Genomic DNA, 19,228 nt, shown 5'->3' on the forward strand with positions numbered 1-19,228 from the left:
TAATATTTGTATTTTTAGTAAAGCTCATCACTGCCTTTTCCAATAAGCTCCTTTGGAGACTTCTTGTTCAAAATCAAAAGAAGCATGAGAACCGTCGCAAACATAAGTGTTGAAAGCGCGTTTATTTTAGGGTTTATACCCCTTCTTGCCATTGAATATATGGTTATCGAAAGATTTGTAACTCCCGATCCCGTAGTGAAAAAGCTTATTACAAAGTCGTCTATTGACATTGTGAAAGCTATCAAAAGCCCGCTGACTATGCCCGGCTTTATCTGCGGAAGTATTACCTTTCTAAGTGCGTAAAACGGAGTTGCCCCAAGATCCATTGCAGCTTCAAGAGTGTTTTTGGGAAGCTGCCTGAGCTTTGGAAGAACAGCCAGTATTACGTAAGGTATGTCGAATGTTATGTGCGAAAGCAGCATGGTCATAAATCCCAGCCTCATTCCCGCAAATATGTAAAGCGTCATAAGCGCTACGCCGGTCACTATGTCCGGGTTTAATACGGGAAGATAGTTTATGTTTAAAAGAAGCTTTTTAGGAAGCTTCTTCATGTCATATATGCCTATTGCGGCTATTGTTCCCGTAACCGTTGAAATCACTGATGCCATCACCGCTATGGTAACCGTATAGTATAGCGATTTCATTATCTGCCTGTCCTTGAAAAGCTCAATATACCACTTTAGTGTGAATCCATCCCAGCTGCTCCTCGACTTTGAGTTGTTGAACGAAAACACAACAAGCACGACTATCGGCGCATACATAAATATGAAAATCAGCATCATGTATATTCTCTTTAGTATTTTTTCTACCATAGGCCAGCACCACTTTCATCTTTGTCGTATTTCGCCATGACAGCCATTGATATCAGTATTATTATCATCATGACTATGGATATGGCCGATCCAAAATGCCAGTCTCCAACCCATAGGAACTGCTGCTCCACAAGGTTTCCAAGGAGCATGTACTGTCCGCCTCCAAGAAGCCTTGATATCACAAATGTGCTCACCGCAGGCATGAATACCATTGTTATTCCAGAAAGCACTCCGGGAGCGCTGAGCGGGAATATGACTTTTATAAAAACCCTGAGCCTGTTTGCCCCAAGGTCCTGGGCCGCTTCTATTATGCTCTTGTCCATTTTGCTGAGCACTGTATATATGGGCAGCACCATGAATGGCAGGAAATTGTAAACCATGCCCAGAAGCACGGCTCCGTCGGTGTAGAGAAGCTTTACAGTCGGAAGCCCCACGAGCTTAAGTGTCGTGTTTATAAACCCGTTTTTCCCCAGTATCGCCATCCATGCATACGTCCTGAGAAGAAAGTTCATCCACATGGGAAGTATGAAAAGCATCACTATTATATTTCTGTATTTCTTGTTTGTCCCTGCAAGTATTGCAGCGAGGGGATATCCCAGTACAAGGCATATGATCGTAGAAAGCAACGCAAGATTTAAAGAGCGCGTGAATACGCTTATGTATATTGGGTCGAGAAGCCTCCTGTAGTTTTCAAAGGTCGCACCCACGTGGCCTGCTTTTGTCAGACTGAACCCCAGCACTAGGAAAAGGGGGAATACTATGAATATTACGCTCCATATTATGTACGGCGATGCCGTCCACTTTTTCAACTTTCCGACCTCGTCATTATATGTATATCTTCTGGCTCTAAGCTAAGCCCTATAGTCTGCCCGTATTCAACCCTTATAGTGTTGTGCACAAGCCACTCGAATCCTTCGCAGTCTACGAGCATTTCATAGTGAACGCCTTTGAATATTTCAGAAACGACCTTTCCCCTTATCATTCCCTTTTCAGGGTCTGTAATCTTCAAATCCTCAGGCCTTACCACGATATCTACAGGTACGTTTTCCCCAAATCCGCTGTCTACGCATTTGAATTTGTGTCCTGAAAACTCAACCTCGTAGTCGCGTATCATTGTGCCCTCTATTATGTTGCTCTCTCCTATGAACTTTGCCACAAACCTGTTTTCAGGCTCGTTGTATATGTCCTGAGGAGATCCTGTCTGCTGAACCTGCCCCTTGTCCATTACAACTATCGTGTCCGACATGGTAAGGGCCTCTTCCTGGTCGTGAGTTACGTATATGAACGTTATCCCAAGATCCTGTTGCATCTGCTTAAGCTCCCTTTGCATTTCCTTTCTGAGCTTGAGGTCAAGCGCCCCAAGCGGCTCGTCAAGGAGGAGCACCTTGGGCTCGTTCACAAGAGCCCTTGCTATTGCAATTCTCTGCTGTTGTCCTCCGCTAAGCGAATCTATGCTTCTCTTTTCAAAACCTTTGAGGTTTACAAGCCTTAGCATTCTCTCCACTTTTTCCTGTATCTGCTTTTCAGTCATCTTCTTTATCCTGAGGCCAAAAGCTATGTTTTCATATATGTCCATATGTGGAAAAAGGGCGTATTTTTGGAAAACCGTGTTTATCTGCCTTTTATAAGGCGGCAGATCGTTTATTACATTTCCCTCAAAATAAACCTCTCCCGAAGTGGCCTGCTCAAATCCACCTATTATCCTGAGCGTAGTCGTCTTTCCGCATCCGCTCGGCCCTAGAAGTGTCAAAAATTCATTCTCTTTTATATGCAGGTTTATGCCGTCAAGAACCCTTGTGCCGTCATATTCCTTCACTATGTTTTTAAGCTCTATCATGTGTTTGTTCAAAAAATTCCACCTCCAAATGTAAGCATGTTAAAAATAAGGCGGGGTGCTTATCCAAAGTACCTTTGCAATGCCTTTTCCATAATTTGAAATGTAGTGATTCGACTTTGCCTTGTAGTAAAAACATTCTCCCTTTTTCGCCCTGTGCCTTCTGGCTCCAAGGTGTATCTCCACCGTTCCCGTAAGGACATATCCGAATTCCTCGCCTTCATGGGGCTCTTCTTCCTTGTATCTTCCCCCCGGCTCAAGCGTGAGCATTATGGGCTCCATTGAGTTTTTCTGGGCATTCGGGACTATCCAGTCTATGCTATACAGAAGCTCTTCATCCTTTATTCCAAATGCATCTTCCCCTGTAAAAACTATCTTTTCATCCTCTTCGTCGTTGAAAAAATGTTTAAGATTGGTCCCAAGGCTGTCAAGTATGTCCACAAGGGTCGATATCGACGGTGAAGTAAGGTCTCTTTCAACCTGCGATATGAAGCCCTTGGAAAGATCGCACCTGTTTGCAAGCTCTTCCTGGGTAAGTGCTTTTGCCATCCTCAGCTGCCTTATTTTTTTACCGATTTCCATAAAAAATCTCCTCACTAAAACATATATTATGCTTATATATGCAATATTAAATATAAAGTTTATAATTACTAAACCACCCGATTATTTATTATACTTATATGCACTTTAAAAATCAATACATTTGTATTCTTAATTGTATTAATATTTCGTCTTTAGCCACTTTACGAAAAAAGCCGCCCAATTTCACATGCCTGGGCGGCCCTTTTTTTATGCACTGATTATGCGTATTTTCATGTTATTTGTATGCAACTGCAAGCACAAGTTCTCTGAGCACCTTGCATGCGACCGCAGTTGAAGTTCCGCTTTGGTCGTAGTGCGGAGAAAGCTCCACGACATCTGCTCCAACTATGTCAAGCTCCTTGAGCGCGCATATGGCATTTACAAGTTCCTTGAAAGTCACTCCTCCAGGCTCTATAGTGCCCGTTCCCGAAAATACCGAAGGATCCAAAACGTCAAGGTCTATTGTGATGTATATAGGCTTTCCCTTGAGTGCCTTTACCACGCCTTCTAATCCCTCAAAGTCAAACTTCGTAAGACTAGTGTGGCTCTTGGCCCACTCGAACTCAGCCTTTTCTCCAGATCTTATTCCGAACTGGTATATCCTGCCGTCTCCAACAATATCCCAAGCCCTTTTTATTACACTTGCATGAGAAAACTTCTCTCCCATGTAGTCGTCCCTAAGGTCTGTATGGGCGTCGAAATGTATTATGTGAAGGTCCTCATGTTTTTCATGCACCGCCTTTATAGCCGGATAGCTCACAAGGTGCTCCCCCCCTACCATAACAGGAGTTTTGCCGTCTTCCACTATTTTCTTCGAATAGTCGTATATCATGTCCAGGACCTTGCCTGTGTTGCCGAAAGGAAAATCTATGTCCCCGCCGTCAAAAACATTTACATCCTCAAGGTCCATGTCCAGATAAGGGCTATACGTTTCTAGGCCGTATGAGTCCTGCCTCATTATCGAGGGCGCAAATCTCGTTCCAGGCCTGAATGAAGTGGTTCCGTCAAAAGGGCTTCCAAAAACCACTATTTCAGATTCGCCATATTCATTGTCAAATCCTATGAATGTGGATATGTTCTTATTCACTGTCAAGCATCTCCCTTACATATGTAGGAAGTGCAAAAGCCCCCACATGTATGTCGGTGTTGTAGTATTTAGTCTTTAGTCCAAGGCTGTTCCAAACTTCCGGCTTGAAGTCCCTTACAGGGTGAAGCTTTTTAGATGCGAATCCAAACAGCCAGTGTCCCGACGGATAAGTTGGAAGAATGTACTGGTAAACCTCTGATATAGGGAATACCTCTTTTATCTTCTTGTGGGCCCTTTTCATCTCTTTTGCGTTTCCTTCATAGTAAGGACTCTCATTCTGGTTTATAAGTATTCCGTTTTCAGTAAGGGCCTTTTTGCAGTTCTCGTAGAACTCGTATGTGAAAAGCCCTTCTCCAGGCCCTATCGGGTCTGTCGAGTCGACAATTATAAGGTCGTACACATTCTCCTTGCCCTTTATGAATTCTATTCCGTCTTGAACAAGTATGTCAACTCTCTCGTCGTCCATTCCGCATGCCGTGATCGGAAGGTACTCCCTGCTCGCCTTTATTACAAGCCCGTCTATTTCAACAAAGTCTATATGCTCTATTCCCTTGTATCTCACAAGCTCTCTTACTGTTCCGCCGTCTCCTCCGCCTATCACAAGAACGTTCTTGATCTGCGGGTTCGTAGCCATAGCGACGTGAGTTATCATGTCATGATATACGAACTCGTCCTTTTCAGTAACCATGAATAGCCCGTCTATCGCAAGCACCTTTCCAAACTCGTCAGTGTCAAATACATCCACTTGCTGGAAATCGCTCTTTCCAGTAAAAAGATGCTCCTTCACCTTTATAGAAAATCTTACGTTGTCAGTCTGTTCTTCTGTAAACCAAAGTTCCATTGCAATCTTCCCTTCTGCCTATGCGGCCTTAATTAGTTTTCAAATATATTATACCGCATCTTGTATTTCTTCATCATCTATTTCAGTCTTGTATTTAATCTCGCCTAGTTCTCTGTTCGAGAACATCTTTATCTTTTCCACGATTCCCCTTGGAACTTCAGTAGATTCAGTCTTTTGTGCGTCGAACTTTTCAGCAAGGTATTCGAATGCAACCCAAGGGTTTACGCTGTCTCCGCATGTGAAAAGGTCAACAGCCGCGTATCCGTATTCAGGCCATGTGTGTATTGTAAGATGCGATTCCTGTATTATTACAGCCCCGCTCACTCCCCATGGGTTGAACATGTGAAAGTCGCTTGTAACTATTGTTGCATTTGCAGCCTCTGCAGCCTCGTTCATGTACTGCTCAACCAGGGCGTGGTTGTTTACTATTTCTCTATCGCAGTTGTAAAATTCCGCTATTATATGTCTTCCCAGTTGTTCTATTTTCATTCCCATTCTCCTTTATCAAATCAACTTATACTGTTTATAATACTTATTATTACTAAACTATGTCACATAAAAAAATCTCCATAAAAATCACCGCGTGCGAGTTTCTTTGGCAACAGGCGGATACCCCTTGACATTCAACTCGCAGCAATGATTTCATAAAGAATCAAAATAAGCATATTATATTTACTAAAAATAAACTTCGTGTTTATATATAATAAATATACTACATTTTTTCATGTTGTCAATATTTTTTTGTAACGTGTCCCTTCAGCAAGCCTTAAAGCATTAAAATCCCAATGTTGCAGCCTCAAACTAAAATGCAAGAACCTCTATATTCTCTATATACTGGTCCTTAGTTCCCGAAAGAGTTGTATGCTGTGTCTTCATGAACTGTATATATTCTATTATCTCCTTGGTTATCTTCTCTCCCATTGTCACAACAGGTATTCCGGGAGGATATGCCATTACGGACTCTGCGCATATCATTCCTTCAGACTCCTCAAGCCTTACCATTTTTTTCATTCCGTAAAAGGCCTGTCTCGGAGACACAACGACTTCCGGATTTTCAAGAGGAAGAGTTCCTATGTCAAGGCTTTCCCTCCTGTATCTTTTAGCCATGTCAGATATTGCATCGACAAGCGCTTTAACGGATTTTTCATCATCTCCAACGCTTATTATTGCAAGTATGTTGCACACGTCTCCAAGTTCCATCTGGATATTGTACTCGTCCCTTAGTATGTCATAGGCCTCAAATCCAGTTAGGCCTATTCCGTTCACGTCTATTCCAAGCTTCGTCTCGTCAAAATTGAATACGCCGCAGCCGTTTATCCTTTCCCTTCCGAATGCATAAAGGCCGTCTATTTTGTTTATCTCATCTCTTGCCCATCTTGAAATCTGAAGCACCCTGTCTAGTGTCTCTTTCCCTCTGACTGCAAGCTGTTTCCTTGCAACGTCAAGGCTGGACATCAGAAGATACGATGCGCTTGTTGTCAGTGTAAGGTTTATCATGGCCCTTACAAGGCTTTCCTGTATGCGGTCTTCCTTCATCAGAAGAAGAGAGCTTTGTGTAAGCGATCCTCCCGTCTTGTGAAGGCTTACAGAGCTCATATCTGCTCCTGCGCTCATGGCAGACTGCGGAAGCGACTCGTGGAATGAAAAATGGGCTCCGTGAGCTTCATCTACAAGCACTATTATGCCCTTTTCATGGCACAGCTTCACTATATCACTGAGATTGCTCGTGTATCCGTAGTATGTCGGGTTTATTATGAATACCGCCTTTGCATCGGGATTTTCATCTATGGCCTTTTCTATGGCCTCAGGCGTCACTCCCATTGCTATTCCAAGCTCCTTGTCCAGTTCGGGCTGAACGTATACGGGCTGGGCTCCGCTTAGTATTATTCCATTTATTGCAGACTTGTGTGCATTCCTTGGAAGTATTATCTTGTCCCCAGGGCTGCATGCGCTCATTATCATCGCCTGCACTGCTGATGTTGTTCCGTTTACAAGAAAAAAGCAGTGATCAGCTGAAAACGCGTGTGCTGCAAGCTCCTGGGCCTGCTTTATTACGCTCACCGGATTGCTCAGATAGTCAAGCGGCTTCATCGAGTTCACATCTATTTGCATCACTGTCTCTCCAACAAAATCAGCAAATTCCAAAAGCCCCTGTCCATGCTTGTGTCCTGGGACGTCAAATGGAACCACTTTCTTGTCATGGTACGCCTTCACGGCTTCAAAAAGAGGCATTTTATTTTGGTCTTTCACCATTAAATCACTCCTTTTCACATATCTTTATATAGACTGTTCAAACGCATTTTTTATAATCCGTTTGAATGCTGTTTTCCTGCCAATACTGCCGCAGATCAGCTTCTCCCTGTTTCAGAGCACTGCCGTCTGCTATTTCACATGCAATTTATTTTCACTTCAAGCCACGCATTGCGCATGCTTTTCAGGTTTGTAATAGTAAACTCTATGTTTATCAAAACTAAACGCCAGACTATTATACTAATTAAAAAAATAAAAATCAATATTTTTTTAAACGTCTTCCATACTATAAATTAAAAAAACCAAAATTTAAAGCCGGTAAGATTTGTATATTTTTTAACAATTAATTTTATGCTTTTTTATTCGGCTATATGCATATGAATTCGCCTTATACTGTTGCCTATATGTCAAAAAAAACTTATGATAGTATATAGAATTATGAATATTGGAGGGTGATAGAATGAGTGACAAAAAAATTATATTCAGCGGTATTCAGCCTTCAGGCGAACTAACGCTTGGCAACTATCTAGGGGCAATAAAAAACTGGGTGAAGCTTCAAGAAGAATATGAATCATATTTTTGCGTCGTGGACCTTCACGCAATAACTGTAAGGCAGGTTCCAAAAGACCTAAGAGCCAGAACGCTTCAGGTCCTGGCAATATACCTTGCTTCAGGCATAGACCCTGAAAAGGCCACTCTTTTCATACAGTCGCACGTGCCTGCACACTGCGAGGCCCAGTGGCTGCTAAACTGTTCTACATACATGGGCGAACTCTCAAGAATGACGCAATTCAAGGACAAGAGCCAAAAGGCGGGCGAGAGCATTCCCGTGGGACTTTTCACTTATCCTGTGCTAATGGCAGCTGACATACTACTCTACAATACCGACCTTGTCCCTGTTGGAAAAGACCAGATGCAGCACCTTGAGCTTTCAAGAGACCTGGCAGAAAGGTTCAACAATCTGTACAGCCCTACTTTCAAGGTTCCAGACGGGTATATCCCTAAAGAGGGCGCAAAGATAATGAATCTTCAAGATCCTGCCAAGAAAATGTCCAAATCTGACGAAAATGCAAACAGCTATATACTTATAATGGACCCTCCTGATGTAATAAGAAAAAAGATATCAAGAGCCGTTACAGACACTGTGGGCGAGATAAACTACACAGACGAGCAGCCGGGAATAAAAAACCTCATAAACATAATAAGCGCCATAACAGGAGAATCTCCTGAATCAATAGTCGAAAAGTACAATGGATGCGGCTATGCCCAGCTTAAATCCGACGTAGCTGAAATAATAGTGAAAGAGCTCCAGCCTATACAGGCAAAAGTCAACGAATACCTTTCAGACAAGGCTTACCTTGAGGAAATATACAAGAAGGGCGCCGACAAGGCAAACTACGCTGCGACCAAAACGCTCAGGAAAATGCAAAAAAAGATAGGACTAATACCAAGATAGTCCTATGTCAGCAAAACACCGGAATACAAAAATGAGTATGGGCCATCTAAAATAAAAATGGCCTATACTCATTTTTCATGTGCTTCTATTCAATTCGATCAGCTTAAAGCTCCATCTTTATCCAGCTCTCTGGCTTTTTGCACATGTTGTTTTCAACGAGCTTTAGTATCTCGTCTTTTGAATACTTTGCAGCGTTTATAACTAGAACCTCCTGGTCGCCGTCAAGCCTGCACTGAGCCGAGCTTATCTCCTCCCAGTCCGAATCGTGTATTTCCACTATGTTTATGTCAGCCTTCTTCTTGCAGTCACCCATAACACATACTGAATAGCCCTTTTCCCTCAGAAAATCAGCGACATCCCCAAGACCTTTTTGAACTGAAATTGTAACTTTTTCCGCCATAACTTAATCCCCCTTGTTTTATAAATTTAAATCTTAGCAGCCTATTTATTCTATTCCCAAATCCAAATGGATTATTCAAAGTTTTTGATTTTGATATTTTTTTATCATTTGAAAGCGCAGTACATTTGCCTCTCTCCATTTATAAAGGCCAATTGCCATGGGCAGGGCAATCGGCCTTTACAAGGACTTACAATCTATCTTATTACAAATACAGGCACTGTAGCGTGGTGAACCACCTTGTTTGCAACCGAACCTATCAGGAATCTCCTTGTAGTAGACATTCCGTGTGTACATATAAGTATAAGGTCGCAGTTCTCCTTTTCTGCATAGTCTATTATTTCAGAAGCGGGGTCACCTGTTGTAGTCTCAAACGTCACCTTGAAGTCTTCTCCTTCAAAATGCTTTTTAGCCTTTTCTATTATCTCTTCAGACTTTTCCTTTATATATGCGTCTATAGACTGGAAGTTAGTAGTAGTATATGCATACGAAAAGCTTGACTCTATGTTTTCGACATGAATCACCGCTATTTCAGCACCGAATTTTTTAGCAAAATCCTTCGCCATATCATAGGCCTTCGTGCAAAACTCTGATCCGTCAACAGGTAAAAGTATCTTTTTCATAAGTAAATCCCCCTTTAATAATATATTCTTATATTTATACCGTTATGTCGATCCCTTAAACAGACATATAATATTATTGCATCAGCCATCCGGATTAATCCAACTGTGTTTCTTATATACCCACGACCTGCAGACGCAAACCCATTACACTAAATTATTGTCGGAATTTTCATGAATTAATATCTTTACAATACTGTTACAAAATTCATACAACGTCCTTATACATGGTATAATTTTTTAAGTAGGAATTTTATATACTTATATCTAATCAGGATGGTGGTAAAATGAATGAGCTTTTAGTCAAAATGCTTATACTCTCAACTCTGGGCTCCGCTCCGGTATGCACTTCTACAGACGTCATAAGGGTTCCTGTGAGTGCTGCCTCGGCGCATATCCAAGCCGCAGCCAGCCAGCAGGTCGTAGATGGTGCTGACCTTGAAAAATATGACGTGGAGGAAAACATAAACGCTGAAGATATCTCAAAAGACGATAAGCTCTCACAAGTGGAAGTTGGCGAAGCTCCACTCGAGCAAGAGCCTGAAGAAGAGGTTTCAGCGCCAGCAGAACCAGCAGTCGAAGAGGTCGAAATCGCTCTGTCGGGTTCCGGCTATCCCCTTGTAGCAAAATATAATACCAATCTTCCGGAAGGAATGTTTCTCAACCTGAAATACGACAAGCACCTTCCTGCATACGACTACGTTCTGCTTCACAGATCCGCGGGAAATATAAGGCAGGAGCCGACTACACAGTCGAAAATTTTAAGGACCGCCGCATATTTCGAAAAGCTGAACATAATAGAATCCGTAAGGGGTCAGTATATATCATCATACGGCTCCGACATATGGTACAAGGTTTTTTGGTATAAGGACGGAAAAATGCAATTTGGATACATGCTCTCGTCGCTAGGCCAAAGGCGCACTTTCCAGTTCGACAAGATGAAGTCTTCAATGGACACGCTCAAGGGCGCTGTCGACAGCAGCAAAATGGGATATGTTTCAAACTACAAGAACAGAGCCGGCAGGGCTCCTCTGTACAAGAGCTCGACCTCTGATGCTTTCGGAAACCTCAGGGACCAAAGCGCACCCGCATATTACAACCTGAATAACAAGTCGGAATTCATATACCTTGGCGATGGGACTCTTTTTTCAATACTTGATGAGCAGGGCTCATACTACAAGGTCAAATCAGTTGACTATGCAAAGGCGCTTTGGGTTCCAAAAAAATATGTTTACACAAAAAATGCGCCTTCCACCCTGTCCCAGGTCATAGTTGTAGACAGGAAAAATCAGAATGAAGCAGTTTTCGAGTGGACTGACCTTGGCTGGCAGATGATATCATATTCATTTGCAACCACGGGCGCTCAGGCAAAATACAAGCTCGAGACGCCTCTTGGCTACTTCATGGCCATAGAGAGAAAGCCAAAATTCCTGTATCTCGACGATATAACGAAGGAAATATCGGGATATGCTCCATATGCAATAAGGTTTACAGGAGGAGCATATGTACACGGGGTTCCGGTTGACTATATAAAATCAGGCGGCCAGCTCATAGACCCAGGGCACAAGGAGTCCATAATAACGCTTGGGACGGTTCCAAGATCACACAAGTGCGTAAGGAATTTCACTTCCCATGCCCAGTTCCTGTACAACTGGGTTAAAATAGGACAGGCCTCAGTGATAGTGATAGAATAGCGTATACAAGGTAACACCATTAATCGATATGTCTTTATATCTCATCTTAAAAACAGCTTTCAAAAAATCCAACCCGCACTGAGGTTGGATTTTTTATGTCTTATGTGACTTTTATGTGATTAACTCTGGCATCGTTTTAGTGCAGGCATAACCTAGAACATTTTAAGAACCAACGCATATGACAGCGGGCCCGTTATCACAAAAAGCACAGTGCCTATTGCAATCGACTTCATTCCCCTGCTTTTTATCTGCTTGAAATCCACCATTATGCCCATGGATATCATGGCCATCATTATAAACCACGAGCTCACGCTTGAAAGAAAGCCGACCGCCACTTCAGGCATTATTCCCAATGAAGATAGTACCCCTGCAATTATGAAATAGCCCACATACATGGGGAATTTTGCCCTATTGCCCTCTTCTTTTCCCGCAAACACAGCGCTGAGGATAATAGACAGGGGCACGAGCATAAGCACCCTCGCCATTTTCACAACAGTTCCTATGTTCCCGGCATCATCTCCCCTTGCAAATGCTGCTGCGATTGCGTGAGCCACACCATGAAGAGAAAGTCCTGACCATATCCCATACTGCACATCAGTAATGCCCGACACGGCAGCCACAGCAGAATATACTATAACTCCCACAGCCCCCCAAAAGCTGACTACTGAAACAGCAAGTATGCAATCGTCCTCTTTTGCATCTATGCACGGGCCCATGGCCACAACGGCCGATGCGCCGCAAATGCATGACCCAACCCCTACAAGGGCCGAAAGCCTGCTGTCCGCACCCAGAGCCTTTCCAATCATTACAGAAAGAGCCATAACCAGCGCCACAAAAATTATTACCGTGAGAAGCAGCCTTGGGCCAAGCTCTATTATGCTCCCAAAACTGAGCTTGAATCCCAGAAGGACTATTCCTGCCTTTAGAAGTTTCTTAAGCGAGAAAGAAACCCCTCCCACGAATGTTTCTCCAAGCCCAAATGCAAGCCTGTATGCCATGCCCATGAGTATCCCTATGGTGAGGGCCTCAATCCTTATGTACGGCGCTAAAACACCTTCAATGCCCTTTGAGACATATGCTATAACAATCACCAAAAACAGTCCCGCCGCTAGTTCATTTATCTTTTTCATGATATCGCCTCCGAAAAGAGTATAGCAGTATTAATAGCGGAATAGAAATCACGATTTGTTATATATCCATAAGGGATTATTATATGTTGGGCCAACAATAAAAAAACCAGGGAGTAATCCCCGGCGCCTGCATCAATATTAAAATCCTCTTTCAAGACCATCTATATGGTGTTCATCGAACAGCCCGCTGCCCGTTGCCTTTAGGTAGAAGCTGTTTATTGTCCTTATGTCATTGAACATGAACGCTCCCGGTTTTGTAAGCTTAAGCCCCGAAAGCAAATTTGCAATTTCCCTTATCTCGTCTTCAGTTATCCTCTTTTCCATATCCCAAACGCCCTCCATTATTTAGTATTCTATGTTGACAGCCAGTCCTTACGAACAAGCCTCTCTCCAGCAAATTTTCAAAATAAATTGAAAATATTTTTTAATAATAATAAATATACCAACCACGAATGTCAGTTAAACATCAAATTAATTTTTGAAAGCCTTTTTTGACATACTTTTTGATTTTTCACGCCCTGTTACGTATTCATTTTTGAGGGTATAAACTTTAAGTATGTGCTTTTCAGAGAAGTTGCGCACTATTTTTGTAGTCCCGTTATTTTTTGTTTAAATTTTCAAGTATATGCCCTTTTAATCTTGACAAAAATGTATACAAACTGTATAAATAATATGTAATATTTTTTATACAGTATGTCACATTTATGAAGATGCATTGCCAAAGGCAACTATTACATATATTTTAGGAGGTATTTTCATGGCCATCAAAATAGGTATAAACGGTTTTGGAAGAATAGGAAGACTTTTTTTAAGGATTGCTAAGGAAAAGCTCGGCAGCGATCTTGAGATCGTGGCTATAAACACAAGGGCGGACGCTAAGACAATAGCGCACCTTTACAAGTACGACTCTTGCTTTGGAACATGCAAATACGATGTTACTGCAAAAGAAGATTCTGTTGTAATAGACGGAAAAGAAATAAAGGTTTTTCATGCAAGCGAGCCAAAGCTCATACCTTGGAAAGAGCTTGGAGTTGACCTTGTTGTAGAGTCTTCAGGTGTATTCAAGACAAAAGAGGCCCTTTCAGGCCACATAGAAGCGGGCGCTAAAAAGGTTATACTTACGGCTCCAGCAAAAGGCGAAGACTTCACAATGGTTATGGGAGTTAACGATAATGACTACGATCCTGAAAACCACCACATACTTTCAAATGCTTCATGCACTACAAACTGCCTTGCTCCTGTAGCAAAGGTTCTTGATGAAAAGTTCGGAATAGTTAAAGGTCTTATGACTACTATACATGCATATACAAACGACCAGCAGATACTTGACAAGACTCACAAAGACCTTAGAAGAGCAAGAGCTGCTGCTGAGTCTATAATACCTACCACTACTGGAGCTGCAAAGGCCGTTGCCAAGGTTCTTCCTCAGCTTAAAGGAAAGCTTGACGGATATGCGCTTAGAGTTCCTACTCCAGTCGTGTCTATAACTGACCTTGTTTGCGAGCTTGGCAAGAACGTTACTGCCGAAGAGGTAAACGCCGCTCTTAAGGAAGCTTCTGAAACTAGCCTTAAGGGAATACTTGGGGTTTGCGAAGAGCCACTTGTATCTATAGACTACAGAGGAGACGACAGATCTTCAATAGTTGACTCAGAGCTTACAAAGGTTATAGGAGACAACATGGTTAAGGTTGCCGCTTGGTATGACAACGAGTGGGGATACTCTGTAAGGGTTGTTGACATGGTAAACCTTGTAGCTTCTAAAATGTAATCCATTACGCCTATCAAAATATATTACAAATAAAGGAAGACCGCCATATGGCGGTCTTCCTTTATTTGTAATATGACTATAGAAATCCTCTCTAAGAGGAAGCTGGCGCATGAAGGTATATATTATATATCTCCCTCAAGTCCAAAAAGCATTCTCGAAACCCATATGGCCTCTTGTGCCTCAAGGCAAAATATCTGGTCATTTGGAACTCCCATTTCAGCAATCCACTGGTCATAATGTTCCTTCTTACAGAAGAAATTCATTATGTTTCAGCAACTGCCCGACCAGTTTTGATTCTTGTTGAGGTCCACATGGAGTACATGTGCGTCTTCCGGCAGAAGATTCACTATCTCCCCGTTACTTATCTCGACTCTCACCTGCTCGCCGCACTGACTGCAGCTTGATGTAAGCTTTATGTCCTGCCTGAATGTAAATGCGCATCCCATCCCGTCAACTGCACACATGGCGCTGAATTCCCTGCCGTCTGCAAGTTCTATATGATGGTTTGTAGGAAATCCTGAAACGGGATATATGAAATTTATGTTCTGATTTTCATCTGAAACTGCTGCATTTTTTGCTGCAAGACTGTCTATTGTTTCCCTTATCATGCCCTCAGTCATATTGAGGCTCTTTTGCATGGCTTCAGGTATGACAGCAAAGTTAAACGGCATGCCGTTTTCTATTATCCTGTCCATTATATAGAATCTCACCTTTTTTTCATCCGAGTCAAGCCTTGAATCTATACTGTCTATTATAAGTCTTTCAGGCTTATAATACCTAAAGTCCATTCCATTTACGTATTCCTTGACCCTTGACGCTGGTTCATAATTAAACCTTTTCATATATAAAATCCTCTCCATTTGCTTAAAATCATTCTCCATCAAGCGCCCTTTTGAGAACCGCTGTGAGTTCGTCCTTGTACTTGGCGTATATTCCACTTTTTCTGTCCCTCGGCCTTTCCATTTCAATGCTCATGTCAGAAAGTATCTTTCCCCTGTTTCTCGACATCACTATTACCCTGTCGCTCATGTACACAGCCTCGTCAACATCGTGAGTAACCATGACGGCGGTTATGTTCGCCTTCATAACAAGGCTTTCAAGCTCCTCTTGGAGCAGCTGCCTCATCTGGAAATCCACGGCCCCAAGGGGCTCGTCCATGAGAAGCACCTGAGGCTTGCATGCAAGAGCCCTTATAACAGCCGCCCTTTGCTTCATGCCGCCAGACATCTGATGAGGATATAGCTTTTCATTTCCTTCAAGCTGAGCCATCCTGAGAAGCTCAAGCATCCTTTCCTCTCTTTGAGCCTTTGGCACACCCTGCTGCTTCATGGGAAACATTATGTTGTGCCTTAGGTTCATCCATGGAAAAAGGGCATAGTTTTGGAACACAAAGCCCCTATCGGGGCCGGGCTTTGCAACCTTTTTTCCTTCAAGCAGTATCTCCCCGGAATCGGCCTTTTGGAAACCCGCCATTATTGTAAGCAGCGTAGTCTTTCCGCATCCTGATGGTCCCAGAAGGGATATGAACTGTCCTTTTTCAACTTTAAAATCTATATTGCCGAGCACCTTGTTTTCCTCTTTGTTGTTTATAAATGTCTTGTCTATATTTCTTACCTCAAGATTCATTATTCAACATACCTCCATTTGGTAAGAGCTTTATTCATGTACTGTATCATCCTGTCTATTCCAAATCCTACAAAAGCTGCAAAGAACATGAGGGCCACAAGAGTTTCAGTTTGCATTCTTGTTTGCGCCTCAACCATGGAGTAACCGAGACCGGCACTCGTAGCTATGAACTCCGCTCAGATAACGCTCATCCATCCCGCACTTATCGCTATTCTTGCAGATGTCAGTATATCCGGAAGCGCCCCTGGAAGGATTACATTGAAAAATATGCTCAGCCTTCCCGCCCCCATGCTTCTTGCGGCGTTGAAATAGTCCTTTGATATCCCCCTTACCCCCTGTATTGTATTTAGTATTACAGGAAATATCCCAGAAAACGCTATGAGAAATATTGTAGGGCCGTCACCTATGCCGAACCACACTATTGTAAGAGGCACCCATGCCATTATGGGCACCTGCCTTATGGAGTCTATGAAGCCTCCCATAAGCTTGTCCGCAAGCTTTGAAAATCCCATTAAAAATCCTAACGGAAGCCCAAATGCAAGCGCATATAAAAATCCCTTTAAAACCCTTTGAAGGGTTATGAGTATATTTTTGACAGTTTCAGCATCTGTCACACAGTGTACAAACGCCTTAGCTGTTACAAGGGGGTAGGGCAAAAGCAGCTGGTTGTCTATTTTCATAGCGGCGGCCTGCCATGCCCCTATCATTATCGCAGCCACCAATACCTTGTAGAGGTTTTCCACTGCGTCCTGTTTTGTAACATTTTTATATTTCAACACTCCACTGTATATGGAAGCTCTATTTTCAGCTTTTTCCAAAACACCAACCTCCCTATTCGCATGTTTTGCAGCGCTCTTATGCATCAATCTCCATCGCCTTGGCCTTCCAGTCGTCGTAGCTCATTCCCACAGGATATATTTCATCGACATCGTTTTTAATGAACTCGTCGAAATCTTTTGCTCCGGATTCAGCCAATATGTTCTTTTTAACGACATCATCATATTCAGGAAGCTCGTCTACGAGGTCATATTTCTTATAACCTTCCATTGCATGTGCATACTGCGTATCGTCTATTTTCCAAGTAAGGGTCCTGCCTTCGGCAACAGTCTTTTTGTATATTGTCATCATTGCAACCTCTTCAGGAACATTGTAGTAGTCTGCAAATATCTTCGCCGCCTTCACTGGATGAGTATATATGTACTCGATTGATTTCGTATGTGCAAGAACCATCTTCCTTGCAATATCCGGATGTTCTTTTTCAAAATTGCTGTTCATTGCAAATGCACAGCAGACCCCCATTGCACCATCCATTTCCATGTATGTAGACATTATCTTTCCGGTTCCCTCGTATTCCGCCATGGACCCCCATGGATCGCAGCAGGTATACGCCTTTATATTGCCCGACTTTAGCGCAAGGTATTTGTCTGCATCAGATCCAAATGAAAGGCATTCGTAATTGCTTGGATCAGATGGAAGTCCCGTATCCTGAGAATATCCGCAAACCCATGACTCACTCTTCAGCGGGTCAGACCCTATCGCCACAGGCTGTCCAAGCAGGTCTTCAGGTTTTTCAATGTCATTTGAAACCACAAGATACATCGAACCTCCTATATGATTTGTTGCTGCCACCATTATAGGAGACCCCTTAGGCCTTGCCGCCATAAGCCCTCTTGTTCCTATGTATCCAACATCCATTTGCCCTGCCGCCATGGCCTGAGGAACCTTTCCGTTTCCAGATATCTTAACGTCCAGCCCAAGCTCCTTGAATATGCCTGCCGCCTCCCCCACGCAGGCCGGAACCATGTGGTCGCAGTTGTAATATCCCAGATTCACAGTATATGCTTCAAGTTGCTGTGATGCCTGATTTGCAACACTTGATTCCTCAGTCCCTTTTGAACATCCAACCGCAGACGTCGCAAGCAGCGAGGCCATAATAAGCATGCATGCAAGTTTTTTCATTTTTCTATGCTGATTAAAAAATTTCATGACTGTTCCTCCATTTTCTCCCTTGTTATAAAACCCCTACAAAATTAGAACTTAGCCTATATACCTTCAGCCAAGCTTGTCAACATGAATAATTATTTGCAAAACCCCTTCAAAATCATTTTCAATTAGAAGCTTTTTTCTTATTTAGTATTTTTTTTCAAATGTCACAGCATTAATTTTATATCTAAACAATTATTTTGTAAAATTTGTATTTTTAATGCATATATATGCTTTTATAATTTTTTTTTATGGCTCTATCTGCACAAACTCTATATTTGCCTGTTTTATAAATTCATAGTCCTTATCAGAAAGTGCTGCTCCCTTATAATCTTCAAAAGCCCTTTTGAATGTCTTTGGTTTTGCAAGTTCATTTACAGACTCGTTGTAAAGCTCTACAAATCCCTTGAAATCCTCCCTTTCAATAAACGATTTGCTCGCTACGATAACATGCGTTACTATAGGATTCTCAAGCTTTGCATTATTCTTTTTTCCTGAAAGTGAAAGCCCCGTGGTAATGTCTAAAAGCACAGTGTCAACCATGCCATTTTCAAGGGAATACGGCAATGCATGCATTATGAGGGCTTTTTTTTCTACCGCTTCAGGATAGAGTTTATCTACCATGCTTTGTATATGCGGCCTATTTTGAGCGTATCCGACCCTTCTTGCGGGCATGCCCGTCTTTGAAACTATTATGCTTGAATTTTGGATGCAGCTTCCTACAAGTACATATTCGTCAGTCGACTTTAAAAATTCTACCGCCGAGTCCGGACATATTATTGCCATGTCCACAGAATCCGAGCTCAATGCCCATTGAGCCGATGGACTTCAGCAGTCCCCAAGTATGTATGATTCAACGTCTAGGTTTTTTATATTCCCGCTCTTGTCCTTGTTTCTTATCATATAGTCAAGCAACATCCCCGAGCTATCATTTGATGCCGCTATCCTGACATTGGCGCTTAGCCTCTGCTCTTTGGGCAGCAAAAAAAACACCGCAAATACAAAAAATACCGCGGCTGTTGAAATCAATATCTTTTTAATATGTTCCATAAGTCACCTCCTGGTCCTCACGTAAAATATTGGCTGCTGTAACTAAATACTGACTGCGCAGTTAAATTAAAATCTGTTAAACTCTTTTAAAAACGCCG

At 42.4% G+C, this 19,228-nt stretch carries 20 protein-coding genes; 3 read left to right on the forward strand and 17 right to left on the reverse strand.

From position 1 onward, the window contains the following. Window positions 1–14: 14 nt before the first annotated feature. The 8 genes from BUQ87_RS09660 to BUQ87_RS09695 all read right to left on the reverse strand — a co-directional run bounded on the left by BUQ87_RS09660 (window position 15) and on the right by BUQ87_RS09695 (window position 7,409). Window positions 15–812, reverse strand: coding sequence for an ABC transporter permease (locus tag BUQ87_RS09660; RefSeq protein WP_038261972.1), 798 nt, complete (start codon window positions 810–812; stop codon window positions 15–17). After that, window positions 806–1,621 carry an ABC transporter permease gene (locus BUQ87_RS09665; protein WP_038261976.1) on the reverse strand — a complete coding sequence of 272 codons (816 nt, stop codon included), beginning with the start codon at window positions 1,619–1,621 and terminating at the stop codon, window positions 806–808. The genes BUQ87_RS09660 and BUQ87_RS09665 overlap by 7 nt, the downstream gene beginning before the upstream one ends. Continuing rightward, window positions 1,618–2,661 (reverse strand): spermidine/putrescine ABC transporter ATP-binding protein, encoded by a 1,044-nt coding sequence (gene potA / locus BUQ87_RS09670; RefSeq protein WP_038261979.1) that lies wholly within the window; start codon window positions 2,659–2,661, stop codon window positions 1,618–1,620. The genes BUQ87_RS09665 and potA overlap by 4 nt, the downstream gene beginning before the upstream one ends. A 27-nt stretch (window positions 2,662–2,688) precedes the next feature. Then, complete coding sequence (locus BUQ87_RS09675; RefSeq protein WP_038261982.1) at window positions 2,689–3,228, reverse strand: helix-turn-helix domain-containing protein; 540 nt, start codon at window positions 3,226–3,228, stop codon at window positions 2,689–2,691. 235 nt (window positions 3,229–3,463) lie between these two features. Beyond that, window positions 3,464–4,315, reverse strand: a complete 852-nt coding sequence (gene speB / locus BUQ87_RS09680) for an agmatinase (RefSeq protein ID WP_330391322.1) — start codon at window positions 4,313–4,315, stop codon at window positions 3,464–3,466. Beyond that, window positions 4,308–5,156 (reverse strand): polyamine aminopropyltransferase, encoded by an 849-nt coding sequence (speE, locus tag BUQ87_RS09685; RefSeq protein ID WP_038261987.1) that lies wholly within the window; start codon window positions 5,154–5,156, stop codon window positions 4,308–4,310. Before speE ends, speB begins: the two co-directional genes overlap by 8 nt. A 48-nt stretch (window positions 5,157–5,204) precedes the next feature. After that, on the reverse strand, window positions 5,205–5,645 hold the full coding sequence (gene speD / locus BUQ87_RS09690; RefSeq protein WP_038261990.1) for an adenosylmethionine decarboxylase: 441 nt from the start codon (window positions 5,643–5,645) through the stop codon (window positions 5,205–5,207). Window positions 5,646–5,957: 312 nt separating this feature from the next. Then, entirely contained in the window at window positions 5,958–7,409 is a 1,452-nt protein-coding gene (locus BUQ87_RS09695; protein ID WP_038261994.1) for an aminotransferase class I/II-fold pyridoxal phosphate-dependent enzyme, read from the reverse strand. Between the two features lie 457 nt (window positions 7,410–7,866). On the opposite strand from BUQ87_RS09695, the gene trpS reads away from it, so the two are divergent. Beyond that, window positions 7,867–8,862: a tryptophan--tRNA ligase gene (gene trpS / locus BUQ87_RS09700; protein ID WP_038261997.1), complete on the forward strand. Its 996-nt coding sequence runs from the start codon at window positions 7,867–7,869 to the stop codon at window positions 8,860–8,862. A 103-nt stretch (window positions 8,863–8,965) separates the two neighbouring features. Here trpS and BUQ87_RS09705 read toward each other — a convergent pair whose 3' ends face one another. Together BUQ87_RS09705 and BUQ87_RS09710 are read right to left on the reverse strand one after the other, a co-directional pair. Further along, the gene (locus BUQ87_RS09705; protein ID WP_038262000.1) at window positions 8,966–9,262 is read right to left on the reverse strand and encodes a YkuS family protein; all 297 of its coding nucleotides are present in this window, start codon (window positions 9,260–9,262) and stop codon (window positions 8,966–8,968) included. Window positions 9,263–9,456: 194 nt separating this feature from the next. Further along, window positions 9,457–9,882, reverse strand: coding sequence for a universal stress protein (locus BUQ87_RS09710; RefSeq protein ID WP_038262002.1), 426 nt, complete (start codon window positions 9,880–9,882; stop codon window positions 9,457–9,459). 284 nt (window positions 9,883–10,166) lie between these two features. On the opposite strand from BUQ87_RS09710, the gene BUQ87_RS09715 reads away from it, so the two are divergent. After that, window positions 10,167–11,573 (forward strand): L,D-transpeptidase family protein, encoded by a 1,407-nt coding sequence (locus BUQ87_RS09715; RefSeq protein WP_052635913.1) that lies wholly within the window; start codon window positions 10,167–10,169, stop codon window positions 11,571–11,573. Window positions 11,574–11,725: 152 nt separating this feature from the next. Here the strand turns inward: BUQ87_RS09715 and BUQ87_RS09720 are convergent, their stop codons facing one another. Together BUQ87_RS09720 and BUQ87_RS09725 are read right to left on the reverse strand one after the other, a co-directional pair. After that, complete coding sequence (locus tag BUQ87_RS09720; RefSeq protein ID WP_038262004.1) at window positions 11,726–12,703, reverse strand: YeiH family protein; 978 nt, start codon at window positions 12,701–12,703, stop codon at window positions 11,726–11,728. Window positions 12,704–12,841: 138 nt separating this feature from the next. Then, window positions 12,842–13,027: a hypothetical protein gene (locus tag BUQ87_RS09725; protein ID WP_038262007.1), complete on the reverse strand. Its 186-nt coding sequence runs from the start codon at window positions 13,025–13,027 to the stop codon at window positions 12,842–12,844. A gap of 433 nt (window positions 13,028–13,460) precedes the next feature. Here BUQ87_RS09725 and gap point away from each other — a divergent pair, with 433 nt between their 5' ends. After that, entirely contained in the window at window positions 13,461–14,471 is a 1,011-nt protein-coding gene (gap, locus tag BUQ87_RS09730; RefSeq protein ID WP_038262010.1) for a type I glyceraldehyde-3-phosphate dehydrogenase, read from the forward strand. A gap of 122 nt (window positions 14,472–14,593) precedes the next feature. On the opposite strand, the gene saoL is transcribed toward gap, so the two are convergent. The 5 genes from saoL to saoB all read right to left on the reverse strand — a co-directional run bounded on the left by saoL (window position 14,594) and on the right by saoB (window position 19,130). Beyond that, window positions 14,594–15,259, reverse strand: coding sequence for a MerB-like organometallic lyase SaoL (gene saoL, locus BUQ87_RS09735; protein ID WP_238493470.1), 666 nt, complete (start codon window positions 15,257–15,259; stop codon window positions 14,594–14,596). An 82-nt stretch (window positions 15,260–15,341) separates the two neighbouring features. Continuing rightward, a complete protein-coding gene (gene saoA / locus BUQ87_RS09740) occupies window positions 15,342–16,097 on the reverse strand; it encodes an ABC transporter ATP-binding protein SaoA (RefSeq protein ID WP_038262012.1) in 756 nt (251 codons plus the stop codon). Beyond that, window positions 16,097–16,960 carry an ABC transporter permease subunit SaoP gene (saoP, locus tag BUQ87_RS09750; protein WP_465225326.1) on the reverse strand — a complete coding sequence of 288 codons (864 nt, stop codon included), beginning with the start codon at window positions 16,958–16,960 and terminating at the stop codon, window positions 16,097–16,099. The genes saoA and saoP overlap by 1 nt, the downstream gene beginning before the upstream one ends. Further along, the gene (saoX, locus tag BUQ87_RS09755) at window positions 16,953–18,083 is read right to left on the reverse strand and encodes an ABC transporter substrate-binding subunit SaoX (protein ID WP_052635915.1); all 1,131 of its coding nucleotides are present in this window, start codon (window positions 18,081–18,083) and stop codon (window positions 16,953–16,955) included. Before saoX ends, saoP begins: the two co-directional genes overlap by 8 nt. Window positions 18,084–18,329: 246 nt before the next feature. Beyond that, window positions 18,330–19,130 (reverse strand): ABC transporter substrate-binding (seleno)protein SaoB, encoded by an 801-nt coding sequence (gene saoB / locus BUQ87_RS09760; protein ID WP_239591068.1) that lies wholly within the window; start codon window positions 19,128–19,130, stop codon window positions 18,330–18,332. Window positions 19,131–19,228: the final 98 nt, after the last annotated feature.

The sequence above is a fragment of the Peptoclostridium litorale DSM 5388 genome (genome assembly GCF_900141635.1).
In the GTDB taxonomy this organism is placed as follows: domain Bacteria; phylum Bacillota; class Clostridia; order Peptostreptococcales; family Peptostreptococcaceae; genus Peptoclostridium; species Peptoclostridium litorale.

What these genes read in the sequence shown, in the direction of transcription:
- BUQ87_RS09660 (WP_038261972.1), bottom strand. Translation starts at nt 812, where the DNA reads ATGGTAGAAAAAATACTAAAGAGAATATACATGATGCTGATTTTCATA.
- BUQ87_RS09675 (WP_038261982.1), bottom strand. Translation starts at nt 3,228, where the DNA reads ATGGAAATCGGTAAAAAAATAAGGCAGCTGAGGATGGCAAAAGCACTT.
- speE (WP_038261987.1), bottom strand. Translation starts at nt 5,156, where the DNA reads ATGGAACTTTGGTTTACAGAAGAACAGACTGACAACGTAAGATTTTCT.
- speD (WP_038261990.1), bottom strand. Translation starts at nt 5,645, where the DNA reads ATGAAAATAGAACAACTGGGAAGACATATAATAGCGGAATTTTACAAC.
- BUQ87_RS09695 (WP_038261994.1), bottom strand. Translation starts at nt 7,409, where the DNA reads ATGGTGAAAGACCAAAATAAAATGCCTCTTTTTGAAGCCGTGAAGGCG.
- trpS (WP_038261997.1), top strand. Translation starts at nt 7,867, where the DNA reads ATGAGTGACAAAAAAATTATATTCAGCGGTATTCAGCCTTCAGGCGAA.
- BUQ87_RS09705 (WP_038262000.1), bottom strand. Translation starts at nt 9,262, where the DNA reads ATGGCGGAAAAAGTTACAATTTCAGTTCAAAAAGGTCTTGGGGATGTC.
- BUQ87_RS09710 (WP_038262002.1), bottom strand. Translation starts at nt 9,882, where the DNA reads ATGAAAAAGATACTTTTACCTGTTGACGGATCAGAGTTTTGCACGAAG.
- BUQ87_RS09715 (WP_052635913.1), top strand. Translation starts at nt 10,167, where the DNA reads ATGAATGAGCTTTTAGTCAAAATGCTTATACTCTCAACTCTGGGCTCC.
- BUQ87_RS09720 (WP_038262004.1), bottom strand. Translation starts at nt 12,703, where the DNA reads ATGAAAAAGATAAATGAACTAGCGGCGGGACTGTTTTTGGTGATTGTT.
- BUQ87_RS09725 (WP_038262007.1), bottom strand. Translation starts at nt 13,027, where the DNA reads ATGGAAAAGAGGATAACTGAAGACGAGATAAGGGAAATTGCAAATTTG.
- gap (WP_038262010.1), top strand. Translation starts at nt 13,461, where the DNA reads ATGGCCATCAAAATAGGTATAAACGGTTTTGGAAGAATAGGAAGACTT.
- saoA (WP_038262012.1), bottom strand. Translation starts at nt 16,097, where the DNA reads ATGAATCTTGAGGTAAGAAATATAGACAAGACATTTATAAACAACAAA.
- saoX (WP_052635915.1), bottom strand. Translation starts at nt 18,083, where the DNA reads ATGAAATTTTTTAATCAGCATAGAAAAATGAAAAAACTTGCATGCATG.